This window comes from Stagnimonas aquatica (assembly GCF_003730135.1).
Classification (GTDB): domain Bacteria; phylum Pseudomonadota; class Gammaproteobacteria; order Nevskiales; family Nevskiaceae; genus Stagnimonas; species Stagnimonas aquatica.
In genome coordinates this window covers 168,394-193,908 of record NZ_RJVO01000003.1, presented here as the reverse complement: position 1 = coordinate 193,908, position 25,515 = coordinate 168,394, and the positions used below count along the sequence as shown (strand labels likewise).

At 68.8% G+C, this 25,515-nt stretch carries 26 protein-coding genes and 2 tRNA genes; 12 read left to right on the top strand and 16 right to left on the bottom strand.

Annotated elements, in window-relative coordinates; all coding sequences use genetic code 11:
* The first annotated feature begins 35 nt into the window (after positions 1–35).
* Positions 36–359 (top strand): hypothetical protein, encoded by a 324-nt coding sequence (locus ED208_RS08115; protein ID WP_123211388.1) that lies wholly within the window; start codon positions 36–38, stop codon positions 357–359.
* On the opposite strand, the gene ED208_RS08110 is transcribed toward ED208_RS08115, so the two are convergent.
* The 4 genes from ED208_RS08110 to ED208_RS08095 form a co-directional block, all read right to left on the bottom strand.
* On the bottom strand, positions 356–1,153 hold the full coding sequence (locus tag ED208_RS08110; RefSeq protein WP_123211387.1) for an endonuclease/exonuclease/phosphatase family protein: 798 nt from the start codon (positions 1,151–1,153) through the stop codon (positions 356–358). The genes ED208_RS08115 and ED208_RS08110 overlap by 4 nt on opposite strands.
* Before the next feature lie 132 nt (positions 1,154–1,285).
* Positions 1,286–2,788, bottom strand: a complete 1,503-nt coding sequence (locus tag ED208_RS08105; protein WP_123211386.1) for a DEAD/DEAH box helicase — start codon at positions 2,786–2,788, stop codon at positions 1,286–1,288.
* Between the two features lie 144 nt (positions 2,789–2,932).
* Positions 2,933–3,334, bottom strand: coding sequence for a CBS domain-containing protein (locus ED208_RS08100; protein WP_123211385.1), 402 nt, complete (start codon positions 3,332–3,334; stop codon positions 2,933–2,935).
* 93 nt (positions 3,335–3,427) lie between these two features.
* Positions 3,428–4,588 carry a mechanosensitive ion channel family protein gene (locus ED208_RS08095; protein ID WP_158608482.1) on the bottom strand — a complete coding sequence of 387 codons (1,161 nt, stop codon included), beginning with the start codon at positions 4,586–4,588 and terminating at the stop codon, positions 3,428–3,430.
* 71 nt (positions 4,589–4,659) lie between these two features.
* Here ED208_RS08095 and ED208_RS08090 point away from each other — a divergent pair, with 71 nt between their 5' ends.
* A complete protein-coding gene (locus tag ED208_RS08090; RefSeq protein WP_123211383.1) occupies positions 4,660–6,030 on the top strand; it encodes an MBL fold metallo-hydrolase in 1,371 nt (456 codons plus the stop codon).
* Positions 6,031–6,045: 15 nt separating this feature from the next.
* Here the strand turns inward: ED208_RS08090 and ED208_RS08085 are convergent, their stop codons facing one another.
* The 8 genes from ED208_RS08085 to hemA all read right to left on the bottom strand — a co-directional run bounded on the left by ED208_RS08085 (position 6,046) and on the right by hemA (position 11,334).
* Positions 6,046–6,285 (bottom strand): hypothetical protein, encoded by a 240-nt coding sequence (locus ED208_RS08085; protein WP_123211382.1) that lies wholly within the window; start codon positions 6,283–6,285, stop codon positions 6,046–6,048.
* Positions 6,286–6,313: 28 nt separating this feature from the next.
* On the bottom strand, positions 6,314–6,511 hold the full coding sequence (locus tag ED208_RS08080; RefSeq protein ID WP_123211381.1) for a hypothetical protein: 198 nt from the start codon (positions 6,509–6,511) through the stop codon (positions 6,314–6,316).
* An 8-nt stretch (positions 6,512–6,519) separates the two neighbouring features.
* Positions 6,520–6,843 carry a hypothetical protein gene (locus ED208_RS08075; protein ID WP_123211380.1) on the bottom strand — a complete coding sequence of 108 codons (324 nt, stop codon included), beginning with the start codon at positions 6,841–6,843 and terminating at the stop codon, positions 6,520–6,522.
* Positions 6,844–6,851: 8 nt separating this feature from the next.
* Positions 6,852–7,598: a HesA/MoeB/ThiF family protein gene (locus ED208_RS08070; protein ID WP_123211379.1), complete on the bottom strand. Its 747-nt coding sequence runs from the start codon at positions 7,596–7,598 to the stop codon at positions 6,852–6,854.
* On the bottom strand, positions 7,595–8,470 hold the full coding sequence (gene prmC / locus ED208_RS08065) for a peptide chain release factor N(5)-glutamine methyltransferase (RefSeq protein WP_233574943.1): 876 nt from the start codon (positions 8,468–8,470) through the stop codon (positions 7,595–7,597). The genes ED208_RS08070 and prmC overlap by 4 nt, the downstream gene beginning before the upstream one ends.
* Positions 8,467–8,868, bottom strand: a complete 402-nt coding sequence (locus ED208_RS08060; protein WP_123211378.1) for an Aq_678 family protein — start codon at positions 8,866–8,868, stop codon at positions 8,467–8,469. Before ED208_RS08060 ends, prmC begins: the two co-directional genes overlap by 4 nt.
* The gene (prfA, locus tag ED208_RS08055) at positions 8,868–9,962 is read right to left on the bottom strand and encodes a peptide chain release factor 1 (protein ID WP_123211377.1); all 1,095 of its coding nucleotides are present in this window, start codon (positions 9,960–9,962) and stop codon (positions 8,868–8,870) included. Before prfA ends, ED208_RS08060 begins: the two co-directional genes overlap by 1 nt.
* Before the next feature lie 106 nt (positions 9,963–10,068).
* The gene (gene hemA / locus ED208_RS08050) at positions 10,069–11,334 is read right to left on the bottom strand and encodes a glutamyl-tRNA reductase (protein WP_123211376.1); all 1,266 of its coding nucleotides are present in this window, start codon (positions 11,332–11,334) and stop codon (positions 10,069–10,071) included.
* 130 nt (positions 11,335–11,464) lie between these two features.
* On the opposite strand from hemA, the gene ED208_RS08045 reads away from it, so the two are divergent.
* The 10 genes from ED208_RS08045 to ED208_RS08000 all read left to right on the top strand — a co-directional run bounded on the left by ED208_RS08045 (position 11,465) and on the right by ED208_RS08000 (position 19,984).
* On the top strand, positions 11,465–13,183 hold the full coding sequence (locus ED208_RS08045) for a tetratricopeptide repeat protein (protein WP_158608481.1): 1,719 nt from the start codon (positions 11,465–11,467) through the stop codon (positions 13,181–13,183).
* Between the two features lie 3 nt (positions 13,184–13,186).
* Entirely contained in the window at positions 13,187–13,816 is a 630-nt protein-coding gene (gene lolB / locus ED208_RS08040) for a lipoprotein insertase outer membrane protein LolB (RefSeq protein ID WP_123211374.1), read from the top strand.
* Positions 13,813–14,658: a 4-(cytidine 5'-diphospho)-2-C-methyl-D-erythritol kinase gene (ispE, locus tag ED208_RS08035; RefSeq protein WP_123211373.1), complete on the top strand. Its 846-nt coding sequence runs from the start codon at positions 13,813–13,815 to the stop codon at positions 14,656–14,658. The genes lolB and ispE overlap by 4 nt, the downstream gene beginning before the upstream one ends.
* Positions 14,659–14,661: 3 nt before the next feature.
* Positions 14,662–14,736: transfer RNA gene (locus ED208_RS08030), tRNA-Gln, on the top strand.
* A 152-nt stretch (positions 14,737–14,888) separates the two neighbouring features.
* Positions 14,889–15,839: a ribose-phosphate diphosphokinase gene (locus tag ED208_RS08025; protein ID WP_123211372.1), complete on the top strand. Its 951-nt coding sequence runs from the start codon at positions 14,889–14,891 to the stop codon at positions 15,837–15,839.
* A gap of 106 nt (positions 15,840–15,945) precedes the next feature.
* On the top strand, positions 15,946–16,632 hold the full coding sequence (locus ED208_RS08020; protein ID WP_123211371.1) for a 50S ribosomal protein L25/general stress protein Ctc: 687 nt from the start codon (positions 15,946–15,948) through the stop codon (positions 16,630–16,632).
* Positions 16,633–16,761: 129 nt separating this feature from the next.
* Complete coding sequence (gene pth, locus ED208_RS08015; RefSeq protein ID WP_123211370.1) at positions 16,762–17,364, top strand: aminoacyl-tRNA hydrolase; 603 nt, start codon at positions 16,762–16,764, stop codon at positions 17,362–17,364.
* Between the two features lie 62 nt (positions 17,365–17,426).
* Positions 17,427–18,524: a redox-regulated ATPase YchF gene (ychF, locus tag ED208_RS08010; RefSeq protein WP_123211369.1), complete on the top strand. Its 1,098-nt coding sequence runs from the start codon at positions 17,427–17,429 to the stop codon at positions 18,522–18,524.
* A 60-nt stretch (positions 18,525–18,584) separates the two neighbouring features.
* A tRNA-Met gene (locus tag ED208_RS08005) sits at positions 18,585–18,661 on the top strand.
* A 99-nt stretch (positions 18,662–18,760) separates the two neighbouring features.
* Positions 18,761–19,984 carry a GGDEF domain-containing protein gene (locus ED208_RS08000; protein WP_123211368.1) on the top strand — a complete coding sequence of 408 codons (1,224 nt, stop codon included), beginning with the start codon at positions 18,761–18,763 and terminating at the stop codon, positions 19,982–19,984.
* A 45-nt stretch (positions 19,985–20,029) separates the two neighbouring features.
* Here the strand turns inward: ED208_RS08000 and ED208_RS07995 are convergent, their stop codons facing one another.
* The 4 genes from ED208_RS07995 to ED208_RS07980 form a co-directional block, all read right to left on the bottom strand.
* On the bottom strand, positions 20,030–22,096 hold the full coding sequence (locus tag ED208_RS07995; RefSeq protein WP_123211651.1) for a S9 family peptidase: 2,067 nt from the start codon (positions 22,094–22,096) through the stop codon (positions 20,030–20,032).
* A gap of 108 nt (positions 22,097–22,204) precedes the next feature.
* On the bottom strand, positions 22,205–23,467 hold the full coding sequence (locus ED208_RS07990; RefSeq protein ID WP_123211367.1) for a serine hydrolase domain-containing protein: 1,263 nt from the start codon (positions 23,465–23,467) through the stop codon (positions 22,205–22,207).
* Between the two features lie 48 nt (positions 23,468–23,515).
* Positions 23,516–23,911 carry a hypothetical protein gene (locus ED208_RS07985; RefSeq protein WP_123211366.1) on the bottom strand — a complete coding sequence of 132 codons (396 nt, stop codon included), beginning with the start codon at positions 23,909–23,911 and terminating at the stop codon, positions 23,516–23,518.
* A 22-nt stretch (positions 23,912–23,933) separates the two neighbouring features.
* A complete protein-coding gene (locus ED208_RS07980; protein WP_123211365.1) occupies positions 23,934–25,496 on the bottom strand; it encodes an FGGY-family carbohydrate kinase in 1,563 nt (520 codons plus the stop codon).
* Positions 25,497–25,515: the final 19 nt, after the last annotated feature.

Below are 25,515 nucleotides of genomic sequence, written 5' to 3'. Positions count from 1 at the left end.
GCGCGGGTCTTTCAGCCATCGTCACGGAGTCCGCCATGAATCTTGTTCGTACCGCCCGCCTGCTGTTGCTGCTGGGAGCCTTCGGCAGCGGTCTCGCCTCGGCGGTGGAGCCGGTGGTGATCCTGCAAGGCGGCGGCGCCGCTGGCGATAGCCGCTTCAGCCTGCGCAACGAACCCTCGGCCAGTTGCAGCGCCGCCGGTGTCGGCGACTGCGGCAGTTGCTCGGTGAGCTGCCCGCAGGGCCAGGCGGCGGTCTGCAAGCCCGGCAAGGTGCAGGCCCTGGTCGGCGACGGTAGCTGCCAGCGCGAGCCGGTGTGCCGCTGCGAGAACGCCAGCCCGGAGCCGGCCACCCGCCGCTAGAGGCTGACCTCGGCCGCCAGCGGCAGATGGTCGGAAAGCCGCGACCAGGGTGCCGGGCTCAGGCTCAAGGGCGAAGCCTGGCGGAAATTGCGCGCATAGATGCGGTCCAGGCGCAGTAGCGGCCAGGCGGCCGGAAAGCTGCGTGCCGCCCGGCCCTGACTGCCCACCCACAGCTCCTCCAGCCCCACCCGACGCAGCCGCTGGTGCAGGCTGCAACGCCAGTCGTTGAAGTCGCCGGCGACCAGCAGCGGCGCCTCGGGCGGCACCTTCAACTGGATCAGGGCCAGCAGGCGCTCGGCCTGCTCCCGGCGATGCGATTCCAGCAGGCTCAGGTGCGCGCAGAACAGGTGCAGCTCCGGATGGCCGTCCGGCAGCCGCAGCACACAGTGCAGCAGACCACGGCGCTCCGGGCCGGCGATGGAAATGTCGTGGTTGTCGTTGTGGATGATCGGAAACTTGGACAGCACCGCATTGCCGTGATGGCCTTCGGTGTAGACCGCGTTGCGGCCGTAGGCGTACTGGCTCCAGATCGAGTCGGCCAGGAACTCGTACTGCGGCTGCGTCGGCCAGTTGGGGTGGCGCCCGCGATGCCCCTCGTGCTGGCCCTGCACTTCCTGCAGAAACACCAGATCGGCGGCCATGCCACGGATCGCCTCGCGCAACTCGTGCAGCACGAAGCGGCGGTTGAAGGCATTGAAGCCCTTGTGGGTATTGAGCGTCAGCAACCGCAGCCGCAGCGGCGATTCGGCGGCGGCGGAGTTCCCCGAGGGCCTCTGCGGCCCGGCCTTGAGCATGAGCGGCCTTCCTTGGACGAATGCGATGCCGCCTATGCTCGCGCATCCGCCGCCGCTGGCAAGCCGTGCGCGCCGGGCGGCGGAAGCCGCGCGGCGAGCGGCCCGCCGCGTCGGCGGCTCAGCCTGCGGGAATCAACGCCCGCCGCGCGAACCCGAACGGTGCCCGCCGGGGCGGCCACCACCACCCGGACGACCACCGCCGCTGGGCTTGTTGAGGTGCGCAGGCAGATTGCCGCGACCGGTGCCCGGCGCAAAGCCGCCGCCGCTGTCCGAGCGCGCCGGCTGGTTGCCGTGGCGCTGCTCGGGCTGGCGGGCACCCTCGGGACGCTGCGCCACCGCCGGCCGGTTCCAGGAGTCGCCACCACGGCCACCACCGCCCGGCGCGGAGGAGCGACCGCCGCCACCGCCACGCGAATCGGAACGCCCCTGGCCGCCACCCTGACGACCGCGACCACCCTGGGGCGGACGCGGCGGGCGCGGCGGCTCCGGCCGGTCGGCGGCGGCGCTGGGCACGAAGCCTTCCACCGTCAGCACCGGGATCTCGCGCTTGATCAGGCGCTGGATGTCGCGCAGGAAGGCGCGCTCGTCAGGCGCGCAAAAGCTCAGCGCCTCGCCGTCGTTGCCGGCGCGGCCGGTGCGGCCGATGCGGTGCACGTAGTCCTCGGGCACGTTCGGCAGCTCGAAGTTGATGACGTGCGGCAACTGGTCGATGTCGATGCCGCGCGCGGCGATGTCGGTGGCAACCAGGGCGCGGATGCGCTTGGCCTTGAAGTCGGCCAGTGCCTTGGTGCGGGCGCTCTGGCTCTTGTTGCCGTGCAGAGCGGCGGCCGGCAGACCGACTTCGTTGAGGTAGTCGCAGATGCGGTTGGCGCCGTGCTTCATGCGCGCGAACACCAGCACCTGCTGCCAGTCGCCCTGGCGGATCAGGTGGCTGAGCAGCTCGCGCTTGTGGCGCTGCTCGACGTAGGTGACCTTCTGGGCGACGGTGTCGATGGTGGAGTTGCGCGGCGCGATGTCGATCTCGCGCGGCTGGTGCAGGAAGGTCTTCGCCAGCGTGCGGATGTCGTCGGAGAAGGTCGCCGAGAACAGCAGGTTCTGGCGCTTGGCCGGCAGCACCTTGAGCACCCGCTTGATGTCGTGGATGAAGCCCATGTCGAGCATGCGGTCGGCCTCGTCGAGCACGAAGAATTCGAGCTTGGAGAGGTCGCAGATGCGGTCGTTGATGTGCTCCAGCAGACGGCCCGGCGTGGCGATGATGATGTCGACGCCGCGACGCAGGGCGTCGATCTGCGGCTGGTGGCCGACGCCACCGAAGATCACCGTGCTCTTCAGCGGCAATTCCTTGCCGTAGGTGGCGATGCTCTCGGCGACCTGGGCGGCCAGCTCACGGGTGGGGGTGAGCACCAGGGCGCGCGGATAGCGCTTGGCCGGCACCGGCGCGCTGGCCAGCTTGTGCAGCATCGGCAGGGTGAAGCCGGCGGTCTTGCCGGTGCCGGTCTGGGCGGCGGCGAGCAGATCGTGGCCTTCCAGCACCACCGGGATGGCGCGTTGCTGGATCGGGGTGGGGGTGGTGTAGCCCTCGCGGGAAACAGCATTCAGCAGGGCTTGATTCAAGCCCAGTTCGGCAAACGACATCTAGGGGAACTCCGGGAGCGCCGTCGAAAGGGCGTGCAAACCTCGCTGCGGAGGTCTGACGGCAGGGCGCGCGACGGTGAACCGCACCCAGTGAAGGCGGCGGATTATACGGACTGCGGAAAATGCTGCCTGAATAGAACTGGCTCAGGCGTCGTCGTGGATCGCCTTCAGCACATCACGCCGCGAAATCTGACCAACCAGGCGGCCATCCTCCACCACCGGAAAGCGCTTGTAGGGCGAGTCGAGGAAGCGGTTGGCGACTTCCAGCAGGGTGTCGTCCGGCGCCAGGCAGCGCACGCTGGTGGTCATGAAGTCGCGCACCGCGCCGGGCGAGACGCCCTCGTAGCTGGCGACCACCGCGACCTTCAAGCAGTCCTTCTCGGAGAGCATGCCGACCAGCCGGCCGCCCTCTTCGCAGACCGGCGCACCGGAGTGACCGCTCTTCACCAGGGCCCCGATGGCGCTCATCACCTCGGTATCCGGCGTGAAGGTGAGCAGGTTGCGGGTCATGTGGTCGCGCACGCTGTGCGCGCTCAGGTCAGCCATGATCGTCTCCTCCCGCGCCCGTGTTGGCGCTGGTCAAAGACTAGCCGAACCCCGTGGCCCTGGGCAGCCGTCTGAACGGACGAGTCGCGGGCCTCAGGGCGTGTCGCCGGCAGGCTCCGGGAGCACCTTCGGCAGACCGCCGCCGAGCAGTTCCAGCTGCTGCTTGCCGGAGGTCAGGCGGATGCCCTCGGCAGCGAAGGCGGCCAGGATCGCGTAACGCAGCTCGCTGGCGATGCCGCCACGGTCGTTGACGTTCATCACATAGCCGCCGATCTCGAAGGACAGCGTGCCGCCCCCGAAGTCCTTCAGCGATACATAGGGGCCGCCCAGCCCGGGGATCTGGCCGGCCTGGATCAGCCGAGGGCTGGCAGCCACCACCGCCTGCAGCACCGTGCGCACCTGGTCGGGCCGGCAGTCGTCGGACACCGGCACCGCCATCACCACCCGGCCATAGGTGTTTCCGTAGGTGAGATTCTCGACCCGGGTGGAGATCAGCTCGGAGTTGGGGACGATGATCATGGTCTTGTCCCAGGTCTCGATCTCGGTGGCGCGGATGCGGATGTGGCGGATGAAGCCCTCGGTCGCGCCCACCCGCACGTAGTCACCGACCCGCACCGGCCGCTCGAACAGCAGGATCAGGCCGGAGACGAAGTTGTTGATGACGTTCTGCAGACCAAAGCCAATGCCCACCGACAGCGCGCCGGCGACGATGGCCAGCTTGCTGAGGTCGAGACCGGCCACCGACAGGCCGACCATCGCGGCGATGATGAAGGTGATGTAGCCGAACAGCGTCGCCACCGACACCCGCACGCCGGGGTCCAGATGCGACAGCGGCAGCCAGTCCTCCTCCAGCTTCTTCTTGATGTAGCGGGTGAAGGTGATCAGCAGGAAGAACCAGATCAGGCCGAGCAGTAGGCTGGACGGCACGACGTGCGACTTGCCGATCTTCACGCCCTGCCCGGTCAGCACCTCGCTAACCCGGTCACCGAGATCGTGCTGCCCCCAGACGTGCAGCAGCAGGAAGCCGATGAAGGGCCAGAGCACGAACTGGTAGCTGAGCGTCAGCCACTTCAGCTCGGAGATGCGCTTGCCCTCCTCAACGCCGATACGGCGGCGCAGCCGCCGCTGCCAGGCATAGCGACCGGTGTCGAGAGTGCGGGTGATGAACTCCACCACCAGCGAGCAGACCACGCCGAAGGCGATCAGTACCAGGGTGCTGGTGGTCGGGTTGGCGAGAGCCCAGGTCGGCAGCATGCGCAGATTTCGCTCGTTAAACAGGTGGCCGGCATTTTCCACCATTGCGCCGCTCGTGCCAGCATGTCGGCATGAACGCCCCAGCCACCGACTCCATCCGCGACGCCGTCACCGCCGTCCTCCTCTGCGCAGGCCGCCTGCTGATGGTGCGCCGCCAGCCCAGCCTGAATTCCTTCGCCGGCTTCACCGCCTTCCCGGGCGGCAAGGTCGACAAAGCCGATGCCGAAGGGCCGGAGCCGGCGCTCAGCTGCGAGGGCCACGCGCCACGCCTGATCACCGCCTTGCTGCGCGAGGTGCAGGAAGAACTGGGCATCGACCTCACCGCCCTGGCCCAGACCGGCGCGGTGCAGGGCCTGCACTGCCTGGGCGAGGCCACCACCCCGCCGATTTCGCCGGTGCGCTTCCGCACCCATTTCTACCGCATTGATCTGGACCGGGCGCCGGAGCCGGTGCCCGACCTGGGCGAGATCGCCGAAGCCGGTTGGGCGACCCCGGCGGAATGGATGGCGCGCTACCGCGATGGCCGCCTGCTGCTGGCGCCGCCGACCCTGGACGTGCTGCTGGCGCTGGAGGCCGAGCCCGCCGTCACCCGCATCCCGGCGCTGGACGAGGACAACGACCGCACCGGCGCGGTCAACGCCCTGCGCAGCATCGAGCCGCTGCACGAACTCAAGCAGGTGTTCGTGCGCTCGCACACCCTGCCGCCGGCGCAGCACACCAATGCCTTCCTGATCGGCGACAAGCACAAGGTGCTGGTGGACCCCAGCCCGCGCGACCGCGAGGAGCTGGAGCGGCTGCTCGCCCTGCTCGATGTCATCGGCGTCGACGAGGTGCTGCTCACCCACCACCACCCCGACCACCGCCAGTACGCCAACGAGATCGCCGAGCGCTACGACATTCCGCTGGCGATGAGCGACACCACCCGCAAGCTGCTGGGCATGGCCGCGCCCGGCTTTTTCGGCGAGCTGCTGCTGCGTACCTACGACGAGGGCGATGTGGTGACCCGCTGGCTGGGCCGGCCGGTGCGGGTGCTGGCGGTGCCCGGCCACGACGAGGGCCAGATCGCACTGATGCCCGATGGCCGCGAGTGGTGCATCGTCGGCGACCTGATCCAGGGTGTCGGCACCGTGGTGATCCACAAGCCGGAAGGCCACATGGGCCGCTACTTCCAGACGCTACAGCGGCTGATCGACCTCAATCCGGCGGTGATCATCCCCTCCCACGGCCAGGCGCTGGGCACCGTCTACCGGCTGGAGGAAACCCTCAAGCACCGGCGGCTGCGCGAGCAAGCGGTGCTGGAACTGCACCGGGCCGGCAAGGCCATCGACGAGATGCTGCCGCTGATCTACCAGGGCCTGGACCCGCGCCTGCTGCCGCTGGCGCGCGCCAACATCGAGAGCCATCTCGACAAACTGCTGGAAGAAGGCCGGCTGGCGGCCTGAGCGCCGCCGGATCGCCTACTGCGGCTGTTCTGCCGCCTTGAGCTGGGCGTCGAGCGCGTCCTTGCGCTGGTCGTTGGCATCGAGCGCGCCATCGACCTTGTTGGCGATGGCATCGCCGGCGTAGCCAATCGCCTCGGTGTTGCGGATGCCCTGGGTCTCGGCGCGGCCCTGGGTATCGTCCACCTTCTTCGGCTCGGCGTTCGGCTGGCAGGCGGCGAGCGGCAACAGCAGGGCGGCGATCAGGACGGGTTTCATGGGCTTGCTCCGGGGTTGAAAGGCATGCTTACCAGAAGCCGCTGGGGCGATCCGGGTCTTCAGCATCGGCATCGGTCTTCGGTTCAGCGGCGGACGCCGGCTTTGCAACCGGCGGTGCGCCGTTCGGGCGGCGGCTACGGCAGTGCGATACCGCGCGCAGGGTGGCGAACGGCCCGACGATCAGGGCCACCACCAGCACCAGCACCCAGATCAGGGTCGCGTTCATCGCCCGGGCTAATCGGTGACCGCCAAGGGCTGCTCCCGCAGGCCCTCGGCCAGCAGCCGCCAGCCGCGCATTTCCAGCACGCCCTTGGTGTTGAGCGAGATCACCAGATGCAGGCCGTCGCCGCTCAGCTCTTCCGGCAGCGGCTCGGCGGCGCTGGTGGGCTTGGAGTAGCAGCGGGCGTAAACCACCGCCCCCGGCGCCGGCTCGCCTTCGTGATAGCGCAACGCCCCCGGCTGCACCCAGCCACGGCTGCTGTCCGGCGCCGCCAGTTGGGCGGCGTGGAGGATCTGGATGGCGAGGCGGCGCGGCAGCACCAGCGGTTCTACGGTCATGGCGGAATCTAGGCAGTGGCAGCGGCCGGACCGCAATGCGGACAGGCGGGATCACGAAGCAGGCGCAGCTTACGCCAGTCGAAGCAGCGTGCATCCCAGCAATGCAGGACGCCGGTGTTGTCGGCATGCCCAAGCAGCAACTGGATCGCCAGCAGGGCCTGCATCGCGCCGATCACGCCGACCACCGGACCGAGCACGCCGGCGTCCTCGCAGGCCTCGGCGGGCTCGCCGGCATCCGGGTACAGGCAGGCGTAGCAGGGGCCGCCCTGGCGCAGGTCGAAGGCGGCGACCTGCCCTTCCAGCCGGATCGCGGCGCCGGAAACCAGGGGCTTGCGGGCGCGCAGGCAGGCGGCGTTGATGGCGAAGCGGGCCGGGAAATTGTCGGTGCAGTCGAGCACCACATCGGCCTCGGCGACCCGCGCCGGGAACTGCGCCAGCTCGGTGTCGCCGTCGAGGGTTTCCACGATCAGCGATGCATCCAGCGCCAGCAGCCGCTCGCGGGCGGCATCGAGCTTGCGGCGGCCGACATCGGCTTCGGTGTAGAGCAACTGGCGTTGCAGATTGCTGCGCTCGACCCGGTCGCGGTCGGCCAGCACCAGGCGGCCGACGCCGGCAGCGGCGAGATAGAGCGCGGCCGGGCTGCCCAGGCCACCGCAGCCGACGATCAGCACGCTGGAATCGCGCAGCAACTGCTGGCCAGCGACGCCAACCTCGGGCAGCACCACCTGGCGCGCGTGGCGGCGGAAATCGCTCACCGCGCCACCCCCGGCCAGCGCCCGCCGCTGACCCGCTCCTGGCCGCCATAGTCGCGACGGCTGCTCACTTCGACGAAGCCGGCGGCAAGCAGCAGCGCGCGTACTGCCGCGCCCTGGTCATAGCCGTGTTCCAGCAGCAGCCAGCCGCCGGATGCCAGGCGTGCCGGCGCCTGGGCGATCAGGCGGCGCAGGCAGTCCAGACCATCGGGGCCGGAAACCAGGGCCAGACGCGGCTCGTGGCGCAGCGCCGGCAGATGCGGGTCGTCCTCGGCGATATAGGGCGGGTTGCCGACAATCAGCTCGAACGGTACCGGCGTCGGCCAGTCCAGGCCGTCGGCCTCGACCAGCTCCACCCGCGACAGTCCCAGAGCCTCGGCATTGCCGCGCGCAACCGCGAGCGCCGCCGGCGACAGATCGCTGGCGAGCAGGCGCGCGGCGGGGCTGGCCTCGGCGATGGAAAGCGCCACGCAACCGCTACCGGTGCAGACATCCCAGACCTGCGGCGCGGCGCAGCCGGTCGCCTGCCAGGCGGCGATGCGCTCCAGCGCCCAGTCGACCAGATGCTCGGTATCGGCACGCGGGATCAGCACCGCCGGGTTCACCTGCAATTCGATCTGCCGGAACGGCTGCTGGCCGCTGAGATAGGCATAGGGCTCACCGGCGGCGCGGCGCGCCAGCCATTGTTGGTAGCGGCGCACTTGCTCGGCACTGGGGGCGGCGGCCAGACCGGCGGCGAGCCGGGTGCGGCTGCTGCCCAGCACCTCGGCGAGCAGGCGCTCGGCCTCGGCGCGCGGCGACTCGCTGACTGCCGCCAGCTGCGGCGTCGCCTCGCGCAGCAGGGCCTCGATCACCTCGGAAGCCGCTTGGCTCAAGGCGCGGGCGGGCAGTTGAAGCTGCAAACCTGCTGGCTGCTGACCACGCCGCCGCAGCCCTGGAAGCAGATGCGGTGGTCGGACTCGCACTGCTCCTGGTCGCTGCCGGCGCCGGAGACGTTGCAGAGGCGGCGCTGGCAGTGGCTCTTTTCGGGATCGGCGCCCTGCACGGTGAGGCAGCGCTCGAAGTCGTCGCGCGCCTCGCGCTCGCAGCGCAGCTGGCGATTTTCGGCGCGCAGGTCGGCGTTGATCCGGCACTGGCTCTTGCCAACTTCGCACTGGGCAATACAGGCGCGGCCCTGGGCGTCGGCAGGCGGCGTGTAGCGGTACTGGGTCTCGTAGATCGGCCCGCAGGACAGCAGCAGGAAAGTCGCCAGGGCAGCAAGCAGGATGCGCATCAATAGTCTCCGTTACCACTGGTGAGGTCGGCGAGCAGCTCGGCTTGGTGCTCGGCCAGCAGCGGCTGGATCACCGGATCGAGATCGCCCTGCATCACCCGGTCGAGCTGGTACAGGGTGAGGTTGATGCGGTGGTCGGTGATCCGGCCCTGGGGGAAATTGTAGGTGCGAATGCGCTCGCTGCGGTCGCCGGAACCGACCAGCTTCTTGCGGGTGGCGGCCTGCTCGGCCTGCTGCCGGTTGCGCTCGGCATCGACCAGGTGCGAGGCCAGCAGGGTCATCGCCTTGGCGCGGTTCTTGTGCTGGCTGCGCTCGTCGTCGCATTCGACGATGACGCCGGTGGGGATGTGGGTGATGCGGATCGCCGACTCGGTCTTGTTGACGTGCTGGCCGCCGGCGCCGCTGGCCTTGAAGGTATCGACCTTCAGATCGGCCGGGTTGATCTCCACCTGCGCCTCCTCCACTTCCGGCAGCACTGCGACGGTGGCGGCGCTGGTGTGGATGCGACCCTGGGCCTCGGTTTCCGGCACCCGCTGCACGCGGTGGGCGCCGGACTCGAACTTGAGCTGGGAATAGGCGCCGTAGCCGACGATGCGGCTGATGACTTCCTTGTAGCCGCCGTGCTCGCCCTCGCTCAGCGAGATGCGCTCCAGGGTCCAGCCGCGCGACTCGGCATAGCGGCTATACATGCGGAACAGGTCGCCGGCAAAGATCGCCGCCTCGTCGCCGCCGGTGCCGGCGCGGATCTCCAGAAACACATTGTTGCCGTCGAGCGGATCGCGCGGCACCAGATAGCCCTGCAACTCCTTCTCCAGGGCCTCGATGCGGGCTTCCACCAGCGGCAGCTCGGCGTCGGCCATGGCGCGCAGCTCGCGGTCGCTGTCGTTGCGCATGGCCAGAAGATCCTCGCGCTCCTGGCTGGCGGCGCGGTGGCCGTCGTAAGCCTCGACCAGCGGGCCCAGTTGTGCGTACTCCTGCGACAGGCGCCGGAACAGGTCGTTGTTGGCGGCCACCGCCGGCTCGGCCAGCTCGCGCTCGATCTCGGAGCGGCGCTCGGCCATCTGGGACAGTTTTTCCAGCAGGGAGGATTTCATGGCATTGCCTGTGGCCCGCCCCGTCTGTGTGGGAGGGCTGGGTGGGGGTTCGCATCGCGCGGAACGCCCCCATCCCTACCTTCCCCCGCCAGCGGGGAAAGGGGTGCTAATGGTCGGATTCGGTGGGCAGATCGAACAGCGTCTGCGCGGCATTGAGCAGCAAGGCCTGCTCGACCGCGTCGGCGCGCTTCAGGGCGGCGCTGGGGGCATGCAGCAGCTTGTTGGCGAGGGTGTCGGCGACGAACTGCATCACCGCCTCCGCCGGCTCGCCGCCAGCGAGCTTGCGACGCGCCTTGTCCAGCACCTCGTCGCGGTAACTGCGCGCCTGCTGGCGCAGCGCGCGGATGGTCGGTGCCGAATCGCGCGACTCCAGCCAGCGGGAGAACTCGCGGGCGTGTTCTTCGAGCATCGCCTCGGCCTGCTGGGCGGCGGTCGCGCGCGCCTTCAGGTTTTCCGAGATCACCGCCCGCAGGTCGTCGACGGTATAGAGGTAGCAGTCTTCCAGCTCGCGGATCTTCGGGTCGAGATCGGCCGGCACCGCCAGGTCGATCAGGAACACCGGCTTGCGCCGCCGCCGGGACAGCGCCAGCTCCATCTGCGGCCGGCCGATCAGGTAGCCGCGCGCGGCAGTGGAGGACACCACCAGATCGGCGTCGGCCAGATGGCTGGGGATGTCGTCCAGGGAACAGGCGAAAGCGCCCAGTTCGCGGGCCAGATTCTGGGCGTTCTCGATGGACCGGTTGGCGATGATCATCCGGCCGATGCCCTGCCCGCGCAGGTGGCGGGCGAACAGGCGGATGGTCTCGCCGGCACCGATCAGCAGGGCGGTCTGGCGCGAGAAGTCGGTGAAGATGCGCTTGGCGATCTGCACCGCCGCATAGGCGGCCGACACCGGGTGGGCGCCGATTTCGGTATCGGTACGCACCCGCTTGGCCACCGCGAAGCTGTGCTGGAACAGGCGGCTGAGCACCGGACCCAGCGTGCGGGTCTCGCTGGCCACCGCATAGGCCTGCTTCATCTGGCCGAGAATCTGCGGCTCGCCCACCACCATCGAGTCCAGGCCGGAGGCGACGCGCAGGGAGTGCAGCACGCTGCTGAGGTCGCGGTGCACGTAGAGGTGTTTTTCCAGCACGCCGGCCTCGGCCTGGCGCTCGCGCCGCCACCACTCTGCCAGCCGCGATTCGTGCTCGGGCTCGGCGACGGTGAAGATCTCGGTCCGGTTGCAGGTGGACAGGATCGCCGCCTCGCAGACGCCCGGCAGCCCACGCAGGCGGGTCAGCGCCTGCGGCAGCTCGGCATCGGTGAAGGCGAGCCGCCCACGCGTCTCGACCGACGCGGAGTGGTGGCTCAGCCCTAGCGTGATCAAGGACATGGGGCTACCGGTAACAGGTACACATTGTCCCGCATCCTCCGAAAGGCCGACAAGCGAACGCCCGCCGGTGGGCGTAAAATCCGCCTCGTCCAGCGCCCTGATCGCTGGCCCATCCAGAGACAGACGCCCCGTGTTGGAAGCCAGCGCCAGCCGCGTACCCGCTCACCTCAGCCTCCCCATCCTGTTGATCTGGGCCGCCGCCCTCGCCCATTCGCCGACGGCCTTGGCCACGGCCGAGCCGGCGCCGGCCCTGCGCTCGCCGCAGGCCCAGGCCCAGTACCACGTACTGGCGGGCGAGATGGCCGCCGGCCGGCAGATGCCGGAAATGGCGGCGCAGGAATTCCTCCGCGCCCTGGAGTTCTCGCCCGACCCGGCGCTGGCCGCCCGCGCCACCGCCATGGCCCTGGCCGCCAAGCGCGAAGACCTGGCCCTGGCCGCCGCCCGCAAGTGGCTGTCGGCCGAGCCCTCCAGCCTGGAAGCGCGCGAGGTGCTGGCGCGGCTGAGCTTGCGCGCCGGCAACAGCGCCGAGGCGCTCGCGCAGTGCCAGGCCATCGTCAAGGGACACCCGGGCGGCGAGTCCGACGGTTACCGCCACGTCGCCCTGCTGCTGTCGCAGGACCGCGAAACCGCCGAGCCGGCGCTGGCCCTGATGAAGACGCTGGTCGCGGAAAAACCGCAACTGCCAGGCGCCCAACGAGCGCTGGCCTTGCTGGCCTTCCGCTTCGACGACGCCGCGCTCACCGAAAAGGCCGCCCGCGAGGCCCTGCGGCTGGCCCCCAACGAGCGGGAGTCGACGCTGCTGCTGGTCGGCGCCTTGGTCAAGAAGGGCGATGTGGCGGGCGCTGACGCGGCGTTCGAGAACCTGGTGCGCGAGCAAAAGAGCCCTGCCGAGCTGCGACTGGGCTACAGCAAGCTGCTGATCGACGCCAACCAGCGCATCCCGGCCCGCGAGCAGTTGCTGAAAGTGCTTAAGCTAGACCCCGGCAATGCCGACGCCCACTTCGCCCTGGCCCTGCTGCTGCTCGACGAGCGCAAGCCCGACGAGGCCGAACCGCATCTGAAGCTCCTGCTCGACAATGCCGAGCGCCGTCACGACGCCGCCTACTACCTGGGCCGGATTGCCGAGATGCGCCGCCAGCCGGAGGTAGCCCTGGGTTGGTACGAGCGGGTGCAGGCCGGCTCGCAGGCCTTCGACGCCTATCTGCGCCGCGCCCGCATGCTGTCGCAGCTGCGGCGGATGCCGGAAGCGCGCCAGCTGCTGTCTGGCCTGCGCGCGCAGTTCCCGCCGCTGGCGAGCCGGCTGTACGCCGCCGAAGGCGAGCTACTGAGCCAGCAGGATGCCGTTCTGGAAGCGCTGAGCGTCTACGACAACGCGCTCAAGGAAATCCCGGACGACGCCGAGCTGCTCTACGCCCGCGCCCTGCTGCACGAGCGCATGGGGCGCATGGAGCTGTCCGAGGCCGACCTGAGGCGCGTGCTCGCCAAGGACGCCAACGACGCCCGCGCGCTCAACGCCCTGGGCTATCTGCTGACCGTGCACAGCAACCGCTACGAGGAGGCGGCCAAGCTGATCGGCCGCGCCGCCGAACTGAGCCCGAACGACCCGGCGGTGCTCGACTCGCTGGGCTGGGTACTGTTCAAGCAGGGCAAGCCGCGCGAGGCACTGCCGCCGCTGGTGCGTGCCTACGAAATCTTCCAGGACGCGGAAGTCGCCGCCCACCTCGGCGAGGTGCTGTGGACGCTCGGCGAGAAGGACCGCGCGCGGGCGATCTGGGACAGCGCCAGCAAGCTCGACCCCGAGCACCGGGTGTTGCGCGAGACCATCCAGCGCCTGGCGCCGACCCGCTGAGCGATGCCGGTTTCCGCCGCCAGATTGCTGCTGGCACTGGCCCTGGCGAGCGGGCTGGGCGCCTGCGCCAGTGTGCAACCGCCATCGACCGGCACCGGGCTGGAGCAAGTCAGCCGCGCCTGGGAACAACGCCGCAGCCAGCTGGGAGCCCAGGACGGCTTTGAGCTTCAGGGCCGCCTGGCCGCGAAAGGCGGCGGCCTGTCCGGCAGTCTGCGCTGGCAGCAGGCCGGCAGCCGCTTCCGGTTGCGCCTGAGCGGCCCCTTCGGCGCCGGCGCGCTGAGCCTGGAAGGCGACGAAGCCCTGGTGGCGATCAAGGGCAAGGATCTCGACCTGGTCACCGCCGAACCCGAGGTCGTGCTCGCCGCCCGCACCGGCTGGCGGCTGCCACTGGCCGCGCTGCGCTGGTGGGTGCTGGGCCTGCCGGCCCCGGACGCCGAGGCGCAGTTGCAGCTTGATGCCGACGGTCGTCCGCTCGGCTTCCGCCAGCTGGGCTGGCAGCTGCGCTTTGCCGACTGGCGTCCCGGCACACCCAGCCTGCCCGGCCGCATCGAGGCGCAGCAGGACAACTGGCAGGCGCTGCTGCTGATCGAAAACCTCAGCCTCGGCGCCCCGCCGGCCCTGAGCGCGCCGTGATTCCGGAGGTCTGGCCGGCGCCGGCCAAGATCAACCTGTTCCTGCACGTGCTTGGCCGCCGTGCCGACGGCTATCACCGGCTCCAGACCCTGTTCCAGTTCCTCGATCACGGCGACGAACTGCGCTTCCGGCTCCGTGAGGACGCCGAAATACGCCGCAGCGCCGGCCCGGCGGAGATTCCCGAGGACAGCGATCTCGCCATCCGCGCCGCTCGCGCGCTGCGCGCCGCCTGCCCGGGCAGCCAAGGTGTGGACATCGCCGTCGACAAGCGCACGCCCACCGGCGCCGGCCTAGGAGGTGGCTCTTCCGATGCCGCCACCGTGCTGGTGGCGCTCAACCGGCTCTGGGCCTGCGGCCTCGACAGCGACCAGCTTGCCGCCATCGGTCTGAAACTGGGCGCCGACGTGCCGGTCTTCGTGCGCGGCCTGGCGGCCTGGGCCGAGGGCGTGGGCGAGCAACTGACGCCCGTGCTGCTGCCCGAGCCCTGGTACGTGGTGCTGGTGCCGACGGTGCATGTCGCCACCGCCGCCGTGTTCGGCGCCCCTGAGCTGAAGCGCGACAGCGCGCCGATCTCGTTCGCCGACTACCTGGCTGGCGCCGGCCACAACGATTGCACGGCGGTGACCGCCGCGCGCTATCCGCCGGTGGCCGAAGCCTTGCGCTGGCTGGCGGCGCGCGGCCTGGATGCCCGCATGTCCGGCACCGGCAGCGCGGTGTTCGCCGCCTGCGAGGACGAGGGCCTGGCCCGCGCCACCGCCGCAGCGGCGCCGACCGAATGGCGCGGATTCGCCGCCCGTGGGCTGAATGTCTCTCCCCTCGCGGCTATAATTCGCGCCGCTTGATGTTGGGGCGTCGCCAAGTGGTAAGGCAGCAGGTTTTGATCCTGCCAATCGGTGGTTCGAATCCATCCGCCCCAGCCATTTTTTGCGCTTTGGCGCAAAAAATGCCCCCCGCGCAGGCGGGGGTCCAGTTTCGTCATTGACCACGAGCTGGGGAGCCATGAGCAAAACTGGATTCCCGCCCGTGCGGGAATGACCAACCCACAGAACCGGCACCGAACAGGAACCGCAGCATGTCCGACTCCCTGATGCTCTTCTCGGGCAACGCCAACCGCAAGCTGGCGCAGGACATTGCCAACTACCTGAAGCTGCCGCTCGGCCAGGCTACGGTCGGCAAGTTCTCCGACGGCGAAGTGCAGGTGGAGCTGCTGGAAAACGTGCGCGGCCGCGACGTGTTCGTGATCCAGCCGACCTGCGCGCCCACCAACGACCACATCATGGAACTGTGCATGATGCTGGACGCGCTGGAGCGCTCCTCGGCGCGCCGCATCACCGCCGTGGTGCCCTACTTCGGCTACAGCCGCCAGGATCGCCGCATCCGCTCCGCCCGCGTGCCGATCTCGGCCAAGGTGGTCGCCGACATGCTGGTGCACTCCGGCGCCGATCGCGTGGTCACCGTCGACCTGCACGCCGAACAGATCCAGGGCTTCTTCGACGTCGCCGTCGACAACATCTACGCCTCGCCGATCCTGCTCGGCGACATCTGGCGCCAGAACTACGACAACCTGATCGTCGTCTCCCCCGACGTCGGCGGCGTGGTCCGTGCCCGCGCCCTTGCCAAGCGCCTGGACGATGCCGACCTGGCGATCATCGACAAACGCCGTCCGCGCCCGAACGAGTCGAAGGTGATGAACATCATCGGCGACGTGCGCGGCAAGACCTGCGTGATGATCGACGACTTGGTGGATACCGCCGGCACCCTCGGCAAGGCCGCCGACGCGCTCAAGGAAGCCGGCGCGGTGAAGGTGGTGGCCTATGTCACCCACGCAGTGCTGTCCGGCAACGCGGTCAGCAACCTGATGAATTCCACCCTCGACTCGCTGGTGGTGACCGACACCATCCCGCTGGCGCCGGACGCCGCCGCCTGCGGCAAGATCCGCCAGTTGTCGATCGGCGGCCTGCTCGCCGAGACCATCCGCCGCGTCAGCGCCGAGGAATCGGTCAGCTCGCTATACGACGACTGAGGTCGGCCCACGCGGTTCGACTACCGCCCGGCACCCCGGTGCGGCTATACTCCGCGCCCTTTCGCCCGGTCGCAGGCGAAAGATTCACCATTTCCGGAGTAGTCCCATGAAAGAATCCTTCGTCGTCAACGCCGAAGTCCGCAACGATCAGGGCAAGGGTGCGAGCCGCCGCCTGCGTCGTGAGGGCAAGGTCCCTGCCGTGCTGTACGGTGGTCATGAAGGCGCGCAGTCGCTCGTCGTTGACCACAACGAGCTGAAGAACCACCTCAAGACCGAGGCCTTCTACAGCCACATCCTGACCCTGGACGTTGGCGGCAAGCAGCAACAGGTCGTGCTCAAGGACCTGCAGCGTCACCCGCTGCGCCACGAGGACATCCTGCACCTCGACCTCTACCGCATCCTCGCCGACAAGCTGCTGCGTCGCGCCGTGCCGCTGCACTTCGTGGGCGCTGAAGCCGCCCCCGGCGTCAAGCTCGGCGGCGGCAAGCTCGAACACGTCCACAATGAAGTGGAAGTCGAGTGCCTGCCGAAGGACCTGCCCGAGTACATCTCGGTGGATGTCTCCAAGCTGGAACTGAACCAGTCGATCCACCTCTCCGAGCTGAGCCTGCCGGAAGGCGTGAAGCTGACCAGCCTGCTGCGTGGCAAGGACGACAGCGTCTGCGCCGTGCACGCGCCGAAGGTGGTGGAAGAAGCCGCCGCCGCTCCGGCCGCCGCCGATGTGCCGGCTGCCAACCAGAAGGCCCCTGCGGCCGCTGCGGCTCCGGCCAAGGCTGCGCCCAAGAAGAAGTAAGCCGCGGTCGGCGCCGACGGCGCCCGGTCCTCGAACCGGGCTCCGACGGCACCACCCGGTGGTTGCTTGCCACCGTTGCCGACCCCATCCGCTCGCAAGAACCGGATGGGGTTTTCGCTTTAGAGCCCCATGCCCGCCCCCGCTCTCATCGCCATCGTCGGCCTGGGCAATCCCGGACCGGAATACGAACGAACCCGCCACAACGCCGGCTTCTGGTTTGCCGATGCCGTGGCCGAGCGCTGGCGCGGCAGTTTCCGCACCGAGAGCAAGTTCTTCGGGCAGTTGGCGCGGGTCAGGATCGAAGGCAGCGAGGTCTTGCTGCTCAAACCCTCGACCTTCATGAACCGTTCCGGTCAGGCGGTGCAGGCGCTGATGCAGTTCTACAAGTTGACGCCGGCCGAGCTGCTGGTGGCGCACGACGAACTGGATCTGCCAGCCGGAGAAATGCGCCTGAAGCTGGGCGGTGGACACGGCGGCCACAACGGCCTGCGCGACATCCACAAGCCGCTGGGCGATGGCTACCGGCGCCTGCGTATCGGCATCGGCCATCCCGGCGACAAGAATCTGGTGCTCAACTACGTGCTCGGCCGGCCGTCGAAAGCCGACGAGGACGCCATCCACCAGGGCATGGCGCGCGCCGCCGATGCACTGCCGGTCTGGCTGGGCCAGAGTTGGGACAAGGCGCTGCAACAGTTGCACAGCCGGGACGCGGGCCACGGGAAGGCGGAGTAGCAACTCCCTCCCCCGGCCGGCCTTTCCCTTTTCTCATTTTTTAAGTTTTCCGGAGTTATTCCATGGGCATCAAGTGCGGCATCGTCGGGCTCCCCAACGTCGGCAAATCGACGCTCTTCAACGCCCTGACCAACGCCCAGAACGCGGCGGCGGAAAACTATCCGTTCTGCACCATCGAGCCCAATGTCGGCATCGTGCCGGTGCCGGACAAGCGCCTTGAGGCGCTGGCCGCCATCGTCAAACCGAACAAAACGGTGGCGACCACGGTGGAATTCGTCGACATCGCCGGCCTGGTCGCGGGTGCTTCCAAGGGCGAAGGCCTGGGCAACCAGTTCCTGGGCCACATCCGCGAAACCGACGCCATCGCCCACGTCACCCGCTGCTTCGTCAACGACGACATCATCCACGTCAGCGGCGGCGTCGATCCGATCCGCGACATCGAGGTCATCAACACCGAGCTGGCGCTGGCCGATCTCGACAGCGTCACCAAGGCGGTGGAGCGCAATGCCAAGCTGGTGCGCGCCGGCAACAAGGACGCCGCCGCCCGGCAACTGGTGCTGGAGCGCGTGCAGGCCCACCTCAACGAAGGCCAGGCGGTGCGGGCCTTGAACCTCGACGCCGACGAGAAGCTGGCGATCCGCGACCTGATGCTGATCACCGCCAAGCCGGCGCTCTATATCGCCAACGTCGACGAGGCCTCGCTGAAGAACGGCAACGCCAACCTCTCGAAGGTGCAGGCCTACGCCGCCAAGGAAGGCGCCCAGGTGGTCGCGGTGTGCGCCGCCATCGAGGCCGAGATCGGCCAGCTCGACGAGGCCGACAAGGCCGAGTTCCTGAAGGATCTGGGACTGGAGGAGCCGGGCCTGAACCGGGTCATCCGCGCCGGCTACGCCCTGCTGGGCTTGCAGACCTACTTCACCGCCGGCGTGCAGGAAGTCCGCGCCTGGCAGGTCAAGAAGGGCGCCACCGCGCCGCAGGCGGCGGCGGTGATCCACACCGATTTCGAGAAGGGCTTCATCCGCGCCGAAGTGATCGCCTACGAGGATTTCATCCAGTACAAGGGCGAAGCCGGCGCCAAGGAAGCCGGCAAATGGCGGCTGGAAGGCAAGGAATACCTCGTGGCGGAAGGCGACGTGATGCACTTCCGCTTCAATGTCTGACCACCGGCACTCGACGCCACTGCGGTCATTCCTTAAACTTCGCGCCCCTGCAAAACGATTGGTGATGTAGCTCAGACGGTTAGAGCGAGGGATTCATAACCCCTAGGTCGGCGGTTCGATTCCGCCCATCACCACCAGTTGCATCGGGCAAGGACCAGGCCCCCGTTGATCGGGGGCCTTGTTGTATCTGGGCGACGGCGCCGGCCGACGACCCTCGCAGAACCCGGAGCGCCTCCATGAACAGCCCGCCGCGTCCGCGCCAGCCGCCCACCGAGATCAGCGATCTGCAACGTCTGCGCGCCGCGCTGGAAGCGGTGGAACGCAGTGGCTGGCGCTCGCCTTCCGGCTGCGCTTCGGCTCTGCAGATCGGCTTCGAATCCTGGCTGGAGCGCGACTACCTGCGCTATCGCTCGGAAACCAATCTGCTGCTGCAACGCCTGGCGGTGGCCTTGGGGGTGCTGTTCTACAGCATCTATATCGGCTACGACTGGCTGGGCTCGCAGCACTTTACCGATCAGCCCATGTTGTTCTGGCTGATGCTGTTCGTGGCTCCCAGCAACGCCCTACTGGTGGCCTGCAGTTTCCGTCGCGGAGCCTGGCGCTACATCCAGTCGGTGGCGCTGCTGGTGGCGGTCGCCAACACCGTCGGCATGGTGGTGGTCAGTGTTGTGGGTGAACGAAACGGACTGCATGCCCCGCACGAACTGCTGCTGATCCAGCTGTTCTACGACTTCTTCCTGCTCGGCCTGCCCTGGATCCAGGCCACCATCCTGGCCCTGCTCACCGCCCTGGTGGCGCCGTTCGCGCTGTGGCTGGCCGGCAGCCGCGGGACTGCTTTGTTCGACTACGGTTTTTTCCTCGCCGTCGCCGCCGTGCTGGGTACCATCGCCTGCTACCTGCAGGAACGCGCTCAACGACTGGCCTGGTTGCGTCAGCAGCTGCTGCGCCAGCTCTCCGAACACGACCCGCTGACCGGCATCTGCAACCACCGCGCCTGGTACGAGCGCTGCGACGCGATCCTGCGTCAGGCCCAGCGCGAACAGCAGCCGGTGGCGGTGCTGGCGGTCGATGTCGACCATTTCAAGCAGTTCAACGACCGCCACGGGCATCTCGCCGGCGACGACTGCCTGCGCCGGGTGGCGCAGGCGCTGGCCGGTTTCGCGCGCCGACCGCTGGACGTGGTCGGACGCCTGGGCGGCGAGGAGTTTGCGCTGTTCCTCTACGGCGTCGACGCGGCGACTGCCGAACAGCACGCCGAGGCCGTGCGCGAGGCGGTGCGCGCCCTGCAACCGCTGCCGGAGGTACGGGTCAGCACCAGCGTCGGCGTCGCCAGCGCCCTGGCCAACCGGCTGACCAGTACCGAAACCCTGGTGGCGCGCGCCGACACCGCGCTGTATCGCGCCAAGACCGGCGGCCGGGACCGGGTCTGCCTGTGGTCGGAAGCCGAACCGCCGGCCTAAAACAAAGGGCCGCCCGAAGGCGGCCCTTGATCGCGTTGTGGACGACTAGGGACTGGTGCCGGCGGCTTGCAGCGATTGGCTGAGGCCGGGGACGAACTCGGCGCCAACCTTCACCTGCAAGCTGGAGTTCGCAAAGTCCTTGCCCACCGCTTCGGCGCGACCGCCCAGGCATTTCTCCAGGAAGGCCTCGGAGATGGCGTAGAACGACTGGCGGTTGGGCGGACGGGCGAAGCCGTGGCCCTCGTCGGGGTAGAGCACATAGGTCACCGGGATCTGCTTGGCCTGCATGGCGGCGACGATCTGCTCGGCCTCGGCCTGCTTCACGCGCGGGTCGTTGGCGCCCTGGGCGATCAGCAGCGGTTTCTTGATCTGCTCCACGCGGCTCAGCGGCGAGCGCTCGGTGAGCAGCTTCTTGCCCTCCTCGGTGCGCGGATCGCCGACCCGCTTGGCGAACTGTTCGAAGAAGGTCTTCCAGTACGGCGGAATGGTCGACAGCAGGGTGTTGAGATTGGAAGGACCAACGATGTCGACGCCGCAGGCGAAGGTATCGGGGGTGAAGCTGAGGCCCACCAAGGTGGCGTAACCGCCGTAGCTGCCGCCGTAGATGGCGACCTTGTCGGCGCTGGTGATCTTGCTGTCGATGGCCCACTGCACGGCGTCGAGCAGGTCTTCGTGCATCTTGCCGGCCCACTCGAGATTGCTGGCGTTGACGAAGTTCTTGCCGAAGCCGGTGGAGCCCCGGTAGTTCACCGACAGCACCGCGTAGCCACGGTTGGCGAGCCACTGGTGCTCGCTGTCGAGGCCCCACTCGTCGCGCGCCCAGGGGCCGCCATGGACGTTGAGCACCAGCGGCAAGGGCTGGTTCGGCAGGCCGTCGCCATCGGGATCGGATTCCACCGGCAGCGAGAGATAGCTGACCAGCTTCAGGCCGTCCCGCGCCTTCAGCACCCGGGGATGCATCTTCGCCAGGGTCTTGCCCTCGTACCAGGGCCGGTTGGCGAACAGGAATTCCGCCTTGCGGCTGGCGCGGTCGTAGACGTAAGTCTTGTAGGAGGCGTCGGAGCGATCGACGCCCACCACCCAGCGGCGGTCGTCCAGGGTGCGGTCCAGCACCTTGAAGTAGCCGTCGCCGGCCAGCGCGGCCAGCGCCGCGAAATCCGCCTTCACCGCCTCGTCGAGCACCGTCCAGACCGGCTTCTCGTAGTTGGAGGCCACTGCTTCCAGCCCATGGCTGACCGGGTTGATCAACACCTCGTCGACATCGGCACGGGCATCCTCGAACACGAGCTTGGGCGCGCTGTCCTTGAGTCCCAGAGTAGCCAGCGCGGCGGTATCGCGGCCGCGCGAGTCGAGCAGATAGAGCGTCTCGCCCTTGGCGTCGAGACCCAGGACATTGGTGGTGAGCGCGTCTTCCAGGCCCACGCTCAGCAGCGGCTGCCACCGGCCCTTGGCGTCGCGCTGCAGATAGGTGGTGCTGCCGTCCGGCTCGCTGCGGATCGCCAGCTTCACCGCGTAATCGTCGTCGCTGACATAGCCGGCAAAGCCGGGGTTCTTCTCCACCAGCTTGCGCTTGCCGCTGGCAATGTCGATGCGATACAGATCGTGCAGCGAATGGTCGCCGCGATCATTGAGTCCAACCAGAATCTCGCCCGGCAACTTGTGGCTGAGACCGTTGATCTCGGCACGACTGCCTTTGTACGGCGTCAGATCGGTGGTCTTGAGGCTCGCCAGCTCGACCGCGTAGACGTGGAAATTCTCGTCACCGCCGCTGTCCTGAAGGTACAGCAGGCGCTGGTTGTCATAGGCCCAGTAGTACTGACGGATGCCACGACCGCTGTCCCGGGTCACCGGCTTGGCCGCCTTGGGGTCGGTGGCCGGCGCCACCCAGATATTGAGCACGCCATCCACCGGCGCCAGCCAGCTCAGTTGCTGGCCGTCCGGCGACAGCTTGGGCAGCGCCTTGTCGGGATTGCCGAACAGCTCGGCACGCGGGATCAAGGCCGGTGGCGCCACCGCCGCCGCGACGACCGGAGCACTGGCGGCGGGTGGTGCCTCCTTCTTGCCGCAGGCGGCCAGCAGGGCCAGGGAGGACAGCAGACAGATTCGCAGCAGGCGCATGGACGGTCTCCGTTTCAGGCTCATTCCTTGAACACCGCCGTAACTTAGCGGAGATGGCCAGGCTTTGGATGCCGCCTGCCGTACACCGGGTTTGGCTGAGGCTCAGTTCGACGTGCGCAGTTGCCGGCCGATGATCGCCATCAACGCCGCCCAGGGCAGCAGATGCGGGCCGAGCACCGCCTTGCCGGTGACCAGCAGGGCGCCGGAGAGCGCACGCGCCGGGTCGGCCCAACCGAGGATGTTCATGAAGCCCAGATGCCCGTAGACGCCGCCGGTGGCCGGGCCGAACAGGCTCATCGGCCCGCCCAGCATCATGCCCTCGCTGTAGCGCATCGGCAGCAGCAGCATGGCGTCCGGCACGGTACGGCCACGCGGCTGCACCGCGCGGGCGATGGTCTCTTCCTTGAGGATGCGCCGGCCCTGCCAGACGCCGCCGTCGAGCAGCATCTGGAAGAAGCGCGACAGCTCCTCGGCGGTGGCGTAGAGGTTGCCGGCCGGGATCACCGCGTCCATGAACGCCGGGGTGTTGGAGGCCGACACCACCTCGTCGAAGGGCACGATCAGCGCGCGCTCGATCAGCGGCGCCACCGGAAACAACACCGGCATGCCGGCCGAATAGTTCAAGGCCACGCGCTCGCGATGCTCGGGCGCCAGGCCGTACTGGAAGTACTTCATGCCCAGGGGCCGGCGCAGCTTGGCGTCGAGATACTGCTGGATGGTCTGGCCGGTGACGCGGCGGATCACCTCGCCGAGCACGAATCCGCCGGTGATGGCGTGATAGGCCACCGGCCGCAGACGACCACCGGGAGCGGCGCAGATGCGCTCGATGACGCCGTCCCAGTCGTTGAGCATCTCCACCCTGCGCTCGGCCTTGGGAATTTTCAGCCCCGGGACGCCGGCGCGGTGCGAGAGCACCTCGCCGAGAGTGACGCCGGCCTTGCCGTTGCGACCGAATTCCGGCAGGTAGTGGGCGACCGGCGCATCGAGGTCGACACCGCCCTCCTCCGCCAGCTGATGAACCAGGATGGCGGTCACCGCCTTGGAGGCGGAGAACAGGCAGACCGGCGTATCGAGATCGAGCAACTGCCGCTCGCTGCCGGCCGGCTCGCGCGGGCCGTTGCCGCGCGCGTGGCCGTAGGCGCGGTGAAACACCACCTGCCCGTGCTTGCGCAGGCACAGCGATGCCGCCGGATAGGCGCCACTGCGATAGACCGCCGCCAGCGCGCGGTCCACCGTCTGGATCGCCGAGCGGCTGAGGCCGACGCTTTCCGGCGCGACCTCGGCACCGAAGGTCTGCACGCCGGACAGCGCGCGCGGCACCGCGACCTGCGCAGGCAGCAGCCCGCGCGGACTGGGAAGTGGCATACCGCTCTCCTCTGATTTCTTGTTGTGGTCGTGGCGCCAGCCCAGCGCTCAGCGCTCGTCTTCGTCCTGCAGCAGGCCAGGGTCGAGACCCAGGCCGTCCTCGGCATCGTCGCCCAGCCGCTCGCGGTGTTCGATCAATGCCTCGATCAGCGCGCGGGCCACGCCTTCCTGATCCATCTGCTCCTCGATCTCCTCGCGCAGCGCCAGCGAGTCGTAGTTTTCATCGAGCGCGTCGGTACTGCCTTCCAGGCTCAACTGGCCGTCCCAGCCCTGTTGCAGCACGAAGGCGACCAGGCTGGGCGGCAGTTCCTCGTCGGCGGGGGTGAAGTCCCAGCGCTCTTCATCGTCGTACCAGAGCACGGCCTGGGGCACGCCGGTTTCGATCCAGGCGATGGCCGCCTCGGCGTAGACGGCGGCGAATTGCAGAGAGGTTTGCGGATTCATGAGGGGATCCTGGGCTTCGGGTCTAGGCGGGATAGCCGGTGATGCGGCGGATACGGTGGTAGAGCGGCTTCAGGCGCGGGTACAGCTCCTGGTAGACCCCGCGATAAAGCGCTTCGTAAGTACGCACCGCCTCGGGATTCGGACGAAACAACGCGCCGGGCCGGCACATCGCCGACACCGCGCTGGCGTGATCGGCATGCCAGCCCAGGCCAACGGCGGCATTGATCGCCGCGCCCAGCGCCGAGGTTTCGTACAGCGCCGGCCGCTCGGCCGGCAGGTTGAAGACATCGGCGGTGATCTGCATGGCGGCATCGCTCTGGCTGCCGCCACCGGCAACCACCAGCCGCCGCACCGGCCGGCGCAGCTTGCGCTCGATCTGCTCGCGGCCGGCACGCAGGCCGTAGACCAGGCCTTCGAGAATCGCGCGGTAGAAATGCGCGCGGGTATGCACGTCGCCGAAGCCGATGATCGCGCCCTTGGCCTCCGGGCCCGGATCGCGCACGCCGGGGCTCCAGTAGGGTTGCAGGGTGAGGCCGAGACTGCCGGGTGGGATGTCACGCACCAGCTCGTCGAACAGCGACTCCACCGACACCCCGCGCTCGCGGGCCAGGCTCTGTTCGCGGTGCGCGAACTCGCGCTTGAACCAGCTCACCATCCAGAAACCCCGGTAGATCTGGATCTCGGTGTTCCAGGCGCCCGGCAGCGCGCCGGGATAGGCCGGCAGCAGGCGCTGCACTTCCAGGTAACGGCGCTGGGTGGTGTTGATGGTGGCGGTGGTGCCAAACGACAGCTGTGCCACTTCCGGCTCCAGCGCGCCGCAGCCCAGCACCTCGCAGGCCTTGTCGGCGGCGGCGGCGATCACCGGCAGGCCGGCGGGCAGGCCCAGGGCCTCGCCAGCTTCGGCGGTGAGCGCGCCGAGCCGCTCGCTGGGACGCACCAGGCGCGGCAGCTGTTCGCGCCGCACCGCCAGCGCCTGCCACTTGAAGTCGCGTGGCGCCGCCCAGTCCAGGCGCCGGTAGTCGAACGGCAGGTAGCCGACCGTACAGCCGGTGGAGTCCACGTAGTCGCCGGTGAGGCGCTGGCTGAGCCAGCCGGACAGCAGCAGGAATTTGTCGGTGCGCGCCCACAGCTCGGGTTCGTGCTGGGCCAGCCAGTTGCACTCGGCCTGGCGCTGCAGATGGGCGATCAGGCCGCTGGCACCGGCCAGCGCGAAGGCGGCGCGCCAGTACCAGGACAGCCTGGGCGGCTGACTGCACTCGCGCTGGTCCAGCCAGACCATCGTCGGCCGCAGCGCCTGGCCCTGGGCGTCGACGCAGACCACGCTGGCCCGCAGGGTGGTCAGCGTTACCGCCGCGATCTCTTCGGGCCTTACCGCCCCGCCCTGCCAGAGCTGCTCGCAGACGGTGCGGATGGCGGTCCAGTACTGTTCCGGGTCCTGCTCGGCCCAGCCCGGCTGCGGCGAGACATAGGCCGGCTCGTGCAGCGACTGCGCCTTGGCGTGCACCTGCCCCTGGGCATCGAAGACCAGGGCGCGGCTGGACTGGGTGCCGACGTCGATGGCGAGGATCTTGTTCTTGGTGCTCATGCTCTCCCCGGTCGCCGCG